8 protein-coding genes and 12 tRNA genes are annotated in these 12,520 nt (G+C 66.6%); 15 read left to right on the top strand and 5 right to left on the bottom strand.

The features are described 5' to 3' along the window. Window positions 1–257: 257 nt before the first annotated feature. Entirely contained in the window at window positions 258–776 is a 519-nt protein-coding gene (locus E1263_RS19090) for a hypothetical protein (RefSeq protein WP_132169176.1), read from the top strand. Between the two features lie 78 nt (window positions 777–854). Here the strand turns inward: E1263_RS19090 and E1263_RS19085 are convergent, their stop codons facing one another. Then, a complete protein-coding gene (locus tag E1263_RS19085; RefSeq protein WP_132169174.1) occupies window positions 855–1,973 on the bottom strand; it encodes a phosphotransferase enzyme family protein in 1,119 nt (372 codons plus the stop codon). A gap of 260 nt (window positions 1,974–2,233) precedes the next feature. Further along, window positions 2,234–3,220, bottom strand: coding sequence for a methyltransferase (locus tag E1263_RS19080; RefSeq protein WP_165956678.1), 987 nt, complete (start codon window positions 3,218–3,220; stop codon window positions 2,234–2,236). A gap of 268 nt (window positions 3,221–3,488) precedes the next feature. Here E1263_RS19080 and E1263_RS19075 point away from each other — a divergent pair, with 268 nt between their 5' ends. Continuing rightward, window positions 3,489–6,590 carry a PKD domain-containing protein gene (locus tag E1263_RS19075; protein ID WP_132169170.1) on the top strand — a complete coding sequence of 1,034 codons (3,102 nt, stop codon included), beginning with the start codon at window positions 3,489–3,491 and terminating at the stop codon, window positions 6,588–6,590. Window positions 6,591–6,826: 236 nt separating this feature from the next. On the opposite strand, the gene E1263_RS19070 is transcribed toward E1263_RS19075, so the two are convergent. The 3 genes from E1263_RS19070 to E1263_RS19060 form a co-directional block, all read right to left on the bottom strand. Further along, window positions 6,827–7,216, bottom strand: coding sequence for a DUF7660 family protein (locus E1263_RS19070; protein ID WP_132169169.1), 390 nt, complete (start codon window positions 7,214–7,216; stop codon window positions 6,827–6,829). A gap of 583 nt (window positions 7,217–7,799) precedes the next feature. After that, complete coding sequence (locus E1263_RS19065) at window positions 7,800–8,372, bottom strand: hypothetical protein (RefSeq protein WP_132169167.1); 573 nt, start codon at window positions 8,370–8,372, stop codon at window positions 7,800–7,802. A 474-nt stretch (window positions 8,373–8,846) separates the two neighbouring features. Next, window positions 8,847–8,922: transfer RNA gene (locus tag E1263_RS19060), tRNA-Thr, on the bottom strand. A gap of 496 nt (window positions 8,923–9,418) precedes the next feature. Between E1263_RS19060 and E1263_RS19055 the strand changes: the two genes are divergently transcribed. The 13 genes from E1263_RS19055 (at window position 9,419) to E1263_RS19000 (ending at window position 12,311) form a co-directional block, all read left to right on the top strand. Beyond that, window positions 9,419–9,490 (top strand) — tRNA-Trp (locus E1263_RS19055). A gap of 55 nt (window positions 9,491–9,545) precedes the next feature. Beyond that, a tRNA-Pro gene (locus E1263_RS19050) sits at window positions 9,546–9,621 on the top strand. Window positions 9,622–9,666: 45 nt separating this feature from the next. After that, a tRNA-Arg gene (locus tag E1263_RS19045) sits at window positions 9,667–9,740 on the top strand. 2 nt (window positions 9,741–9,742) lie between these two features. Beyond that, window positions 9,743–9,816: transfer RNA gene (locus tag E1263_RS19040), tRNA-His, on the top strand. Window positions 9,817–9,851: 35 nt separating this feature from the next. Then, window positions 9,852–9,925: transfer RNA gene (locus E1263_RS19035), tRNA-Leu, on the top strand. Between the two features lie 65 nt (window positions 9,926–9,990). Beyond that, a complete protein-coding gene (locus E1263_RS19030) occupies window positions 9,991–10,437 on the top strand; it encodes an HNH endonuclease (protein ID WP_132169165.1) in 447 nt (148 codons plus the stop codon). A 33-nt stretch (window positions 10,438–10,470) separates the two neighbouring features. After that, window positions 10,471–10,543: transfer RNA gene (locus tag E1263_RS42780), tRNA-Gln, on the top strand. Window positions 10,544–10,652: 109 nt separating this feature from the next. Next, window positions 10,653–11,849 (top strand): RtcB family protein, encoded by a 1,197-nt coding sequence (locus E1263_RS19025; protein WP_132169163.1) that lies wholly within the window; start codon window positions 10,653–10,655, stop codon window positions 11,847–11,849. A gap of 35 nt (window positions 11,850–11,884) precedes the next feature. Next, window positions 11,885–11,973: transfer RNA gene (locus tag E1263_RS19020), tRNA-Ser, on the top strand. Between the two features lie 10 nt (window positions 11,974–11,983). Then, a tRNA-Asp gene (locus E1263_RS19015) sits at window positions 11,984–12,056 on the top strand. A gap of 10 nt (window positions 12,057–12,066) precedes the next feature. Then, window positions 12,067–12,139, top strand: a tRNA-Glu gene (locus tag E1263_RS19010). A gap of 6 nt (window positions 12,140–12,145) precedes the next feature. Then, window positions 12,146–12,219, top strand: a tRNA-Glu gene (locus E1263_RS19005). A 10-nt stretch (window positions 12,220–12,229) separates the two neighbouring features. After that, window positions 12,230–12,311: transfer RNA gene (locus E1263_RS19000), tRNA-Tyr, on the top strand. Window positions 12,312–12,520 lie beyond the last annotated feature (209 nt).

The raw sequence follows: 12,520 nt of genomic DNA, 5'->3' as shown, positions 1-12,520 counted from the left end.
TAAGAGACAGCCCACCCCGTCCACCAGGCCGTCACCAGCCACCGCCAGTGGTTCGCCGACACCATGACCGCCGTCTTCACCGAGCTAGCCCGGACACGCCCCGAACCCGCCTCCCGCCACTTCGTCATGATGCGAGACGGCGCCATGGCCGCCGGCTGCCTAGCCAACCCCACCGAAGTCTGCGAAACCTTCCTCCACGGCGTAGAAGGCATCCTCTCCATCCGCACCCTCTGACCTGCCCTGGCAGACTGCCCGGCATGTTCATTCTGCAGTCCGACGGCCGCACGCTGGAGGGCTTCACCGCCTACCGCGAGTACGTCGAGACCAACGCCGACCGGTTCCCCGTCGGCGCTCTGCACCTCGCCCAGACGGACTGGTACTACGCCTCCTACGACCCGCGCGGCCCACACGACAGCCGGCTGGAAAGCATGTCGATGACGGAGCGGACCGGCCCCGGCAAGCCGCACTGGCACAACCGACTGGTCTCCCTCGAGCTAACCCTGCGCGGCGCGTACGACGACGGCTACATCAAGCTGCGCTACCCCACTGTGCACTCCTACACCCTCGACGGGTTCGCCGCAGGCACCGGCCATTCCGACTGGCGCTACGACGAACTACGCCTCAACGAAGCCGGCCACCTGGTCCACGAAATCGAGTGGTGGTTCATGAATGCGACCGCCCGCTGGCTGATCACCGCCGACGACATCGAACTCTCCTGGCAACCGGACGAGGGCGAACTTGAATCCATCACACCCCACCAGGTCCCCCAAGCCTGACCCACTAGAGACCCGGTACGTCGGCAGCGGGCGGCGGCGTGGGCCCACACCGCCGCCGCCTGTGACGGCGAACGTGGGTCAGACTCGGAGCGACGTGATCGCCTGCGCTGCTAGGCGTTCGGCGTGCTCGGGGTTGGCGAGCCAGCCGATCCAGCCCTCGTTCATCGACGGGGTGGAGCCGTTGCGCGTGGACTGGCGGTAGTCGAGACAGGCCAGCCACAAGGGCCGCATGGCCAGTACGGCGGGGAGTCGGTCCAGCTCGTCGTTGGTGAGCTGGATGTGGTCGCGGTAGCTGCGGGCGACCGCGGCGACACCCTCGCTGTTGCCCTCGCCGGCGGTTGTTAGTAGCCAGGCCAGGGCGGGCAGGCGGGGGCCGCGGCCGGAGCCTGCCCAGCCGACGATGGAGACGTTGCCAGGGGCACCGACGGCGGCCCAGCCGTGATAGTTGCCGTGGGTGAACGCCTCGGGCAGGCCTTCGGCGTCATCCGCGTGCTCGACCTTGTCGCGGAGCCACTCGAACATCTCGCGGCCCTCAGGAGTAACGGTGTCCTCGACGCTCACCAGAAAGCTCATCGCGGCCGCGAGGTCCTGTTTCGGTCGTCCTGCAAAGAAAGCGCCGTCGTGCTCCTCGGCCCCTCCGTCCCGCGCGACGGCGCCACCGGTCGCGGGCAGTTTGTGCAGGCGACCGAGCAGGCTCGCCAGCTCGTGGAGCACCGCCGGCGACTGGTCCGGGCGGCCACCTTCGATGTACTCGGTCACGATCACGCCGCTGCCCTCGAACACCGACACAGGCTTGTCGTGCGCGAGCCGTTCGGCGGGGAAGTCGTGTGCGGCCAGGAACCGGAGGATCTCCGCATCGCCCTCAACACGGCCGACCGTGTCCGCTGCCGATGAGAAGACGCGAGCGATCCAGGGCGAGCCGTCCGCTCGCTTGACGACCAGCGTCCAGGGGTAATGGCCGATCCAGGACCCGCTGGGCCGTGTCTCGGGGTCGTCGTCGATCGGCGCGATCGAGGTAATGCTGATGCCGTATCGCGTCTCGAGATGCGCCCTCAGTTCGGCGAACTCGACAGGGCGAGTGCTCGCGAACGGCGACGTACGGCCCTTCTCCAACGCGGCGCGAGCCTCGGTGTACCGCAACCCGGTCGCCTGTGCCCGCTGACGCACTGCGCGCTTGAAACTGCCTTCTTTGGTCATGACAAGCCTTCCTCGATGTGCCCGATTCCCCCAGCGAAGCGGCACTCGAAACAGGCCTGGACGACAGCAACCTTGAGGGCAGATTCCCCTTCACCTTCACGAGGGTCTGACTGGGGCAGGTCCTCAGAGGCTGGGCGTCGGCAACGCCGTACGCCGATCCTGCCGGGGCCCGGGCGGCCGTGTCAACGGTGGCGCTGATGCCGAGACAGACGAAACCCAGGTCGTTCTGCGGCCAGTTCACGCGACTCAGCCCGGCTCCTTCAGGCTTTGGTTGCCTCCAAAATCGACATCCGGGTCGTTGTGTCGAGGACCCGGATCAAGCGCAGTCCGGCGGCCGCGAAGAGGCCGGCGAACTGTTGCTCGGTGCGTTCGCGGCCGCCGGGCAGCACCAGCATGTTGAGATCGGAGAAGGCCGCGCCGAGCTCGCGGCCCGGCCGGTCGAGGACCACTTCGACGACGAGCACGACGCCGCCGGGGTTGAGTGAGGCCGCGCAGGTGCGAAGGATGTCGAGGCAGCGATCATCGCTCCAGTCGTGCAGGATCGATTTCAGCAGATACGCGTCGGCCGGCGGCAGTTCCTCGAAGAAGCTTCCGGCGACGGCCGACCAGCGCTCACGCAACGCCGCAGACTTCGGCGCTTCGGCCACCACATGAGCCAGGTCGAAGACTGTGCCTGCCAGATGGTCGTGTTCGGTGAGAACCGCCTCGAGCAGCACGCCACGACCACCCCCTACGTCGACGACGTCGTGGCTCCTGCCGAAGTCGTACGTCGTCGCAACCGCCTGCGCGATGTCCGAACTGAGCGCGGCCATGGTGTCGTTGAAGATCAGGTTCTGCTGCGGCAGCCGTTGCCGATGAGTCCACACATCGACGCCGTGCAACGCTTCGAAGGCGGTCTCGCCGGTCCGTACGCTGTGTTCCAAGTGACCCCAAGCGGCCCACAGTGCGGGATCCTGCAATGTCCTCGCCAGCGGCCGTAGCGATCCGGGCACGTCCGATCGCAGCCCTTCTCCCAGCGGAGTGTTCTGGTAGTTGCCGTCGGCTTCGTCGTACACACCTGCCGCGACCAACGCGCGCAGCAGCCTGCCCAAGGTCTCTTCATCCGCGCCCACAGCGCCGGCGAGTTCACCGAGAGTTCGTGGCCCAGCTGTCAGCTCGTCCGACAGACCCAGTTCGGCCGCAACACTGAGCGCTGCAGACACGCGGTAGCCCGTCACCATCGCCTGCAGCCGCTCGCCGTTGTCCATAGCGGCGATCATCCACCTGTCGACGCACTACGGCTACGTCAGACCCGCCTCGTTGCCCTCGCCTGCGGTTGTCAGCAGCCAGGCCAAGGCCCCAATTCTCATCGCTGAGCAATGGGTTTCATCAATGAGTAATGGAGGTTCTCCGTAGTGTGATGAACTCCATAACAAATGGCTCGTGGTTGCATCTTTCCCCTTCTTTTCCGGTTGACAGCGGGCGACTTGGGGCTACGGTGTGCCGCAAGGGGAGTCACAATCCGGGGGGGCCGGCATGCTGAAACGTTTTGCGACCGCATTTTTCGCTGTCACTACTGTGGTCGTCATGGTGCTGGGCTTCACCGCCCTGCCCGCGCGGGCAGCCGAGGCTGATCCTGCGTCCTCCGTTGTGGCGACATGGACCTGCACCAGCAGCCCGTGCCCGTGGGGCGCGTCAGACAGCGCCAACACGGCGGTCTGGCCGGCCGAGGCCGAGCCGATCCGAGCCCGCTACGGCTACACCGTCTCTCACGACGTGTACGCCCCGGCGTCCAAAGTGGCGGGCTGGAAAATCACCGTCACGTCCGGCAGCGCCACGGTCTACGCAGGCCCTGCCGACAACTCGCACTCGGCACTGAACACGCTGTCGGCCGGCGGCAGCTATACCCTTCCCAGCACCTTGGGCAGCAGCATCGTCAGCGTGCAGAGCAGTTCGCCGTTCGAGTACACAATTACCCCCGGCGTCCCGACCGGCCCGCCGCCGTCCTCCGGTGACGACTCGGTGCTGGCCATCTGGAACTGCACGAGCAGCCCGTGCCCGTGGGGCGAGTCAGACTCCACCAACGCGGCGGTTTGGCCGGCCGCGGCCGAGCCGGTCCGGGCCCGTTACGGCTATACCGTCTCGCACGACGTGTACGCCCCGGCGTCCAAGGTGGCGGGCTGGAAAATCACAGTCGCTTCCGGCAGCGCCACGGTTTATGCAGGTCCGGCCGACGGCTCGCACTCGGCACTGACCACGCTGTCGGCCGGCGACAGCTACATCGTCGCCAGCACCCTAGGCAGCAGCATCGTCAGCGTGCAGAGCGGTTCGCCGTTCGAGTACACCATCACCCCCGGCACCCCGACCGAGCCGCCGCTGGCCTCCGGTGACGGCTCGGTGCTGGCCACCTGGAACTGCACCAGCAGCCCGTGCCCGTGGGGCTCGTCGGATACCGGCGACACGGCGGTCTGGCAGGCCGCGGCCGAGCCAGTCCGGGCCCGCTACGGCTATACCGTCTCCCACGACGTGTACGCCCCGGCGTCCAAGGTGGCTGGCTGGAAGGTCACCGTCACATCCGGAAGCGCCACGGTTTACGCGGGCCCGGCCGACGGCTCGCACGTGGCACTGGCCGCGCTGTCGGCCGGCGAGAGCTACACCGTGTCGAGCTCCCTGAACAGCAGCAGCATCGTCAGCGTGCAGAGCGGTTCGCCGTTCAGGTACACCATCGTGCCCGGCCAGCCGGGCCCGCCGGATCCGCCCGCCTGCACCGACCCCACCACCTGCGACCCGGTCTCCTGGGTCAGCGCCCGCTGGCGCTACGCCGGAACCGGAGAGGAGCCCGACTGGGAGGGCGGCGTGCTCACCTGGCCGGCCGGCACGGCCTACCAGGGCAACGGCCGCTCCGGCTACAACGCGCGCACCGTCTACTCGGAGTCGGGCGCTCCGCTCTACCCGTACATGGGTGCCTGGGCCGACGGGTGCACCGTTCAGGTGGTCACCGGCCGGGTCCTGATCATCGAGTGGAAGCGCGGCACGGACGTGTGGCGGGAGACCATCGTGGACGCCGGTGAGTCGTACACCATCTCGCTCAGCGGCGCCGAGGACGGCGCCATGATCGAGACGAACAACGACCTCCAACCCTTCACGGTCTCGATCAGCAACTGCACCCCGCGGCCGCTCTCGGAGCTGCCCAACCACGTCCCGGTGGCGAACGCCGGTGCGGCGCAATCGGTCGCGGTTGGTACGCCCGTGACCCTGAACGGGTCCGGCACCGACGCCGACAACGACCCGCTGACCTACACCTGGACCCAGACCGGTGGACCGGCGGTGACGCTGTCCAGCACGACGGCGGCGAAGCCGACCTTCACCGCCCCGGCCACACCGGCCACGCTGACCTTCAGCCTGGTCGTGCGGGACGGCAAGGCCAACAGCGCGGCGGCCACCACCACGGTGACCACCACCCCGGTCAACGCCGTACCGGTCGCGAACGCCGGTACGGCGCAGACGGTCAACACGGGTACCGCGGTCACGCTGAACGGGTCCGGCACCGACGCCGACAATGACCCGCTGACCTACACCTGGACCCAGACCGGTGGGCCGGCTGTGACGCTGTCCAGCCGGACGGTTCAGAAGCCGACCTTCACCGCCCCGGCCACACCGGGCACCCTGACCTTTAGCCTGGTCGTGCGGGACGGCAAGGTAGACAGCGCGGCGGCGACCACCACGGTGACCGTCACCGGTCCGCCGAACCTGGCCCAGGGCAAGACCGCCACCCAGTCGAGCACCAGCGGTACCGCGGTGGCGGCCCGGGCGGTGGACGGCAACACCAACGGCGTCTTCTCCGCCGGTTCGGTGACCCAGACCAACCTCTCCACCCAGCCGTGGTGGCAGGTCGACCTCGGTTCCGCGGCGGCCGTCTCCACGGTCACGCTGTGGAGCCGGACCGACTCGAACCGGCTGAGCGCCGGCACCGTGTTCATCTCATCGACCGACATGACCGGCCGGTCGCTGTCCTCGCTGCAGGCCGACAACTCAATAAAGGAGATGTCGTTCTCTGCGTTCTCATCCACCACCAACAGCCTGACCCTGAACGCAGGCAACGCCACCGGCCGCTACGTGCGGGTGCAACTGTCGAGCATCATCACCACCATGAACCTGGCCGAGGTACAGGTCTCCGGCACCACCGGCGCCGTGAACCTATCCACCAACCGGCCGGCCACGCAGTCGTCGACCGACGTCGGCACCGCTGCCCGGGCCGTGGATGGGAACACCAACGGCGTCTTCTCCGCCGGCTCGGTGAGCCGGACGGCATCCAGCTCGCAGCCGTGGTGGCAGGTCGACCTGCTGACCAGTTCCCGGGTCAGCAACATCACGGTGCACAACCGAACCGACGCCTCGGCCGACAAGCTGAACAACGCGGTGGTCTTCCTCTCCACCGCCAGCATGTCGGGCCGGACCTACGCCCAGCTGATGGCCGACGCCACAGTGACCAAGCTGAACCTCGGTGCGACGCCGGGGGCAGTCACCAGTCTGCCGACCAACACCGTGGCCCGCTACGTCAAGGTGCAGTCACCGGCCACCAGCGCCGGTGTGATCAGCCTGGCCGAGGTCACAGCGACAGGCACCCAGCCCAACTGACGCACGACCAGGGACCCGTGTGCTTCGTCCCATCGACGAGGCACACGGTCCGGGCTCCACCCCCGACAGACCGTGTACAGAAAGCCAGCGATGAGCGAACCGGACGGATCCTTCATGCGCGCGAGTCCGCTGGCAGACGGCGAAGCAGCGGCCTTGCTGTCGCCTCGATGACGAGCCGCCGGCCGGTGTCAAGAGCCGGCCTGCCGATCCCGCAGGGACGCCGTAGGCGCTCTTGATCACTCGTAGGTAGTCGCAGCCTTCAGCGCATCGTTCACGACATCCCAGCCGTTGCCGGCAGCCACCCGTCCTCGGTTGGCGTAGTAGCCACCTGAGTCGGAGAGCCAAGCGGCGAAGGCTTCGAGGTACTCATGTGCCTCTGAGTTTCTCCACGGTGCTCCCGACGCCGCTTCGATCGCGAGTTCCTTGGCGGTGGCGATGACGCGGTCGCGACCGCCGGTAAGAGACGCCGAAGGGCATCCTCCTGCGCCGCACTCCTCGTCAACGTCGGCGTCTCCGTGCTCGAACTCGTAGTGGAAGCACACATAATGCATCCGCTCGAAGACCTCGTAGTGCTTGCTGCCCACGCGTACGGACCGTTGGTACCGTACGCACATCAGATCCGTCACGCCGCCAGCATGCCACCCGGAGCGATCATCGCTGGAGCGACGACTGACCGCAGATCTTTCCTGCGTCCGGGCTTCCGCCACGGTTCCCATGGACGGACCTTGGCGATGCCCGCTGGTCGGACGCGCGCAGTTCAAGGGGCGTGATCGATCGCGGACACCAGAGACTCGCTGACTCAGCCGACCAGTCCCACCGCAGGCGATGGCTGGTCGTTGCCCGGCCCTGTGGGCTCATTGGTGACACGCAGAGCTGCGTAGTGGCTCTGCGGCCGAGGACGAGGAAGACGGCCCGGAGGAGGCCGCCGGGGTGCCCTGTTAGCAACTCGCACCACGAATGGCTCCACGAGGACGCCCAGACAGACAGAACCCCAGGTCATGTAGCCCGTGACCTGGGGTTCCTTCTTTGCCTGGTGGCGCCCGTACCCCAAGGGCGCTCGCCGCCGCGACTCCAAGGTCGTCTGGCCGTCTGTGGCCTGTGCCTCCTGGCCCGCTAGAAGTGGAAGACCGGGGACACGGTCGAGGCGATCGCTGGCGCGGTGACCGGTGCGTCGTCCCCGATCAGCCTTGTGCAATGAAGCCAGCGTCCTCAACCGACAAGCGTCACGGTCTGCGTCGTCTTGCGCAGCACCTGGTCGAGCGTGCCCTGGTCCTGCGGCCGGCCGCCCACGGTCAATTCGAGCAGGGCCCGGTTGCCGCTGAACAGCGTGTCGGCGTACCGGGTGGTGACCACGCGCTGCCCCCGGGCACCGTCGCTGTAGGTGTACTTCACGTCGTAGAAAACGACCTTCGGGGCGTTGCCCGGAATCGTCGACGGCATGACCCCGTTGGACAGCGACAGAATCTTCAGGCCCGGCACCTTCTTCAGCGCCGCGGTCTTGCGCGCGACCTGAGCCTTCGGGCTCACCTTCGCGTAGATCGCGTCCACCCGCAGCATCTCGTTCGATCCGTGGCTGAACTTCGCCTCGAACGCGTCGACCTTCGTGAACTTCCACCCCTTGGGAGCCTGGAGCGCCACGTTGCAGTGATCCTTCGACGTGCCCCAGCACTTGTAGCCGTAGCTCGGAGCCGCCGCGCTGCTCGGCATCGCCCCCGCGACAACAGCCGCCACCCCAACCATCGCAGCACTCGCCAGCATCCGCGCGACTACGTTCTTCTTCATTACTTAACCCTCCCTCAACGCCGGCCCCTGATGGCCTAACGCGAACTGAGACGCCACCTCCACGGGGTTGGTTGGAACCAATTTCCACCGAGATCAATTCGTGTCATAACGCCAACCCAGCAACGGATCGGAGGACACTGAGGTCCAGGTCAGCCCAGTGGTGAACGGGGCCAACAGCAACCACTTCCCACAGCAGCCACTGCACGACATGTGAAGCCGGTCGGGCCCGTCAGGTCACCCCGCGCGCCGCAGCCATCGAGTTGTCTCGCGTCTGGTGGCCGTTGGCCGAGATCGCTACGTAGGTCCAGCTGTTCCGACGACGCACACCGATTCCGAGGACACTAGGGAGGACTGGCAGGACCCGACGACGTACGTGCCCGGCTGACACACGGCGGCCGATGGCCAACTCGCACCACGAGGCGGGCTGGGGCAGACAGAACCCCAGGTCGCGTAGTGCGTGACCTGGGGTTCCGGTGGAGCCGCCTATCGGAATCGAACCGATGACCTTCTCATTACGAGTGAGACGCTCTGCCGACTGAGCTAAGGCGGCGGGTGGCACCGCGGAAGAGTGTAGCGAACGGTTGGGGGTTAGATCGAATCGGATACCCGGGGCGGGGTGTGGGGTCGCCCACGTCGGGGTGTCTTGGTGGATCGCTGGAGCCGTGGGGAGGCCTGCGGAGTCCACAAAGAGGGCCGCTGAATGGGTGGCGCGGGGCCTGCGAATGGTGGCGGGAAGAAAGTGTTTGGGAAATGCGTTGACTTGGATGATGGATTCGGGTGACACTATTCCCCGCAAGCACTACTGACTAGGAGACGATCGTGACCGGGACGCAGAACGCGAGGAAAGCATGGCGGCGTAGCCCCATGGCTTTGCTGTCGTGCCTGCGAACTGTGCGTATCGATGCCTATGAGCACGAGCTCGGCAGTGAACTGCGCCTGCGTTCGGGCGGTCCGCCTGGGTGATCCCGCGAGGGAGACACCTCAGGAGCCGTCTGGCCGGGCAACCGGTAGCAGGCGGCTCTTTTTGTTTGTCCGGAGACGGACCACGTCGGTGCGCAATGGTTGCGAGCCGGATTCCAAACCCGTGTTACGAGGGTTCGATTCCTTCCACCGATGCATTCTTCGGGCATTTACGAATGCCCATTCGCAGAATTGACAATTGCATGCAGTTCACCAGCTGTGGGCCAGTGGCCAGGCCACCTCATTTGGGTTGAGGGAGACGGGGGTTCGAGTCCCTCCAGCTGGACCAGGCGCCCGCAGGATGCTCTAGCTACCGGCCGAGCGGGCGCCCCGAACGCTCGTGGCTCAAGTGGAGAGAGCGCCTGCCTACGAAGCAGGAGGTTGCAGGTTCGAGTCCTGCCGAGCGTGCTGTGTCCGAGGTCGAAGTGGGCGAGGCACCGGGATGTGGACCCGGAGGAAGCGGGTTCGAGCCCCGCCGGACACCCTCTGTACGTCGTACTGCGACGCACTGTAGTTCTTGCGGCTCTGGCCCAACTGGCAGAGGCACCTGGCTTAGGACCAGGAGGTTCAGGGTTCGACTCCCTGGGGCCGCACCGACACCTGATTCACCCGACCTCGCGTGGCGTGGTCGGGCACACTGGAAGGGAGGAGGAAGCACATGAGCGGTGTGATCGTTCTCAACGCCTCGTACGAGCAGCTGCATGTCGTGTCGATCCAGCACGCCATCCGGATGCTGGTGCGCGAAGTAGCCGTCGTAGAGGAAGCACATGACGGCGCCAGTATCGGACCGTTCCCTCTCCCCAGGGTGCTGCGGCTGGTGCGGTACGTCGTCACGAAATGGCGCTATGCGTCCGGGCGACTGCAGTACACGCGGGCCGGCGTACTGAAGCGTGACAAGCACACCTGTGCCTACTGCGGTAAGCAGGGCGCAACCACGATGGACCACGTGATGCCACGGTCCCGTGGTGGACGTGGTGAGTGGCTGAACGCTGTGGCCGCGCATGCGTCATGTAATGAGAAGAAGGGCTCACGCACGCCCGAAGAGGCCGGTATGCCGCTGTTGTGGCAGCCGTGGATTCCCTCGCGTGCGGAGATATCGCTCTGACGTGACACCACCCGGTGTCGCGTTGGAGCGCGATGCCAGGTGGGCGACGGTGACCCACCCTCGGTTCTGACCCGAGGTCCCGCAGGTTCGAGCCCTGCCCTGGCAGCGTTCCGGTGCGTCCGGCACCGGCTTTGACACGAACAGGGTGAGGAGATGCTCCGCGGCGACACGCGTGCCTGGGACTGGTAAGCCGACAACGAATGAGATTTGAGGGGATGAACGTGGAGTTTCCGGTTGAGCTGAGCGGAGCGAAGAGCTCTACGCTCATGTGGGCTCACGAGTACGAGGTAGGCGCCCAAGCGCTGCAGCAGCTGCGGAACATCGCTGCGCTGCCGTGGGTGCACGGTGTCCGCGTGATGCCGGATGTGCACCTCGGTAAGGGCGCCACGGTGGGGTCCGTGATTGCGATGTACCAGGCTGTGTCGCCGGCTGCGGTCGGCGTCGACATCGGGTGCGGGATGGAGGGTGTGCTGACGTCGCTGACGGCAGCGGACCTGCCGGACGACCTGTCCGGGATCCGCTCCCGGATCGAGGCCGCCGTACCGGTTGGTTTCCGGTCGCACGACCAGCCGGTCAGCATCCGGCGCCTGGGGCTCGACCCACGGGTGTCGGATCGGCTGTGGGGGTCGTTCAACGAGCTGCACAAGGGCGTGCAGCAGCGTGAGAGCAAGGCTCAGAAGCAAATGGGGTCGCTCGGCGGCGGAAACCATTTCATTGAGGTCTGCCTCGATGACGACGACCGCGTGTGGCTGATGCTGCACTCGGGAAGCCGCAACATCGGCAAGGAGCTGGCGGAGCGACACATGTCGATCGCCAAGGAGCTGCCGCACAACGCGGATCTCCCGGACCGCGACCTGGCCGTGTTCCTGTCCGGTACGCCGCAGATGGCGGCGTACCGGCGGGACCTCACGTGGGCGCAGACGTATGCGTCGCAGAACCGGGCGACGATGCTAGCGCTCGTGATGCGGGCAGTGCGGGAGTCGTTCACTCAGGAGATCCGGTTCGACGAACCGATCTCGTGCCACCACAACTATGTCGCCGAGGAGCACTTCGACGGCCTCGACCTGCTCGTCACCCGCAAGGGCGCGATCCGGGCCGGCGCCGGCGACCTCGGCCTGATCCCGGGCTCGATGGGGACGGGCTCGTACGTCGTCCGCGGTCTCGGCTCGGAGCGTTCGTTCCACTCGGCCTCACACGGGGCAGGCCGACGGATGAGCCGCAACGAGGCGAAGCGGCGGTTCACCGTCGACGACCTGATTGCGCAGACGGCCGGGGTCGAGTCCCGCAAGGACGCCGGGGTGCTCGACGAGCTCCCAGCGGCCTACAAGGACATCGAGTCGGTCATCGCTGCGCAGTCCGACCTGGTCGAGGTAGTCGCGCACCTCAAGCAGGTCATCTGCGTCAAGGGATAAGGGTCTGCCGTGTTCAGGGGACACGGCAGCCCCGAGGTGAGGTCCGCCTGCAGGCAGGGGCAGCGGTTTGCTAAACCGTCGGTCGACTCCGGTCGGCCCGTGAGTTCGAATCTCACTCTCACCGCGTAGTACGAGCTTCGTTGGCCTAGGGGTTAGGGCACCCGGTTGTCAGCCGGGGGATCGCCGGTTCGAATCCGGTACGGAGCGCGCAGTACGAGCCCCGTTGGTCTAGCGGGTAGGACGTCCGGTTCTCAGCCGGGAGATCGCCGGTTCGAATCCGGTACGGGGTACGTCGGGGCGCAGTGGACGAAGTGGAAGAGTCGCCGCGTTTTCACCGCGGAGTGTGCGGGTTCGAGTCCCGTCTGCGCTACGCACGACATGCAGGAGCGCCACCGGTGGTGAGGTGGGCCGGGTTGTAGCCCCGGTGCTCAGGCTTGGCAGGTTCGAATCCTGTCTCCTGCACTTCAACGAAAAACAGATGAGAGGAGGACCGGCTGTGGCTGGACTCAGGAGCAGGAAGCGCGTGCCTGGAGGGCGGACCGGTTCTCCGGTGAGTCAAGGGCATGCTTTGCGGCGGGTTTTGCTGGCCTGTGGGCATGTGCAGCGGGATCGGCTCGCGCATCGAGGGGACCACGTGTGGTGTGAGGGCGAATGCTCTGACTGGATGCGGG

It is taken from the genome of Kribbella antibiotica, assembly GCF_004349055.1.
In the GTDB taxonomy this organism is placed as follows: domain Bacteria; phylum Actinomycetota; class Actinomycetes; order Propionibacteriales; family Kribbellaceae; genus Kribbella; species Kribbella antibiotica.
This window is presented reverse-complemented; position numbering and strand designations above follow the sequence as displayed.

Bases quoted from the DNA above. Each gene is read 5' to 3' on its own strand.
- E1263_RS19080 (WP_165956678.1), bottom strand. From the start codon at position 3,220: ATGGACAACGGCGAGCGGCTGCAGGCGATGGTGACGGGCTACCGCGTG.
- E1263_RS19030 (WP_132169165.1), top strand. From the start codon at position 9,991: ATGAGCGGTGTGATCGTTCTCAACGCCTCGTACGAGCAGCTGCATGTC.
- E1263_RS19090 (WP_132169176.1), top strand. From the start codon at position 258: ATGTTCATTCTGCAGTCCGACGGCCGCACGCTGGAGGGCTTCACCGCC.
- E1263_RS19075 (WP_132169170.1), top strand. From the start codon at position 3,489: ATGCTGAAACGTTTTGCGACCGCATTTTTCGCTGTCACTACTGTGGTC.
- E1263_RS19065 (WP_132169167.1), bottom strand. From the start codon at position 8,372: ATGAAGAAGAACGTAGTCGCGCGGATGCTGGCGAGTGCTGCGATGGTT.
- E1263_RS19085 (WP_132169174.1), bottom strand. From the start codon at position 1,973: ATGACCAAAGAAGGCAGTTTCAAGCGCGCAGTGCGTCAGCGGGCACAG.
- E1263_RS19025 (WP_132169163.1), top strand. From the start codon at position 10,653: ATGAACGTGGAGTTTCCGGTTGAGCTGAGCGGAGCGAAGAGCTCTACG.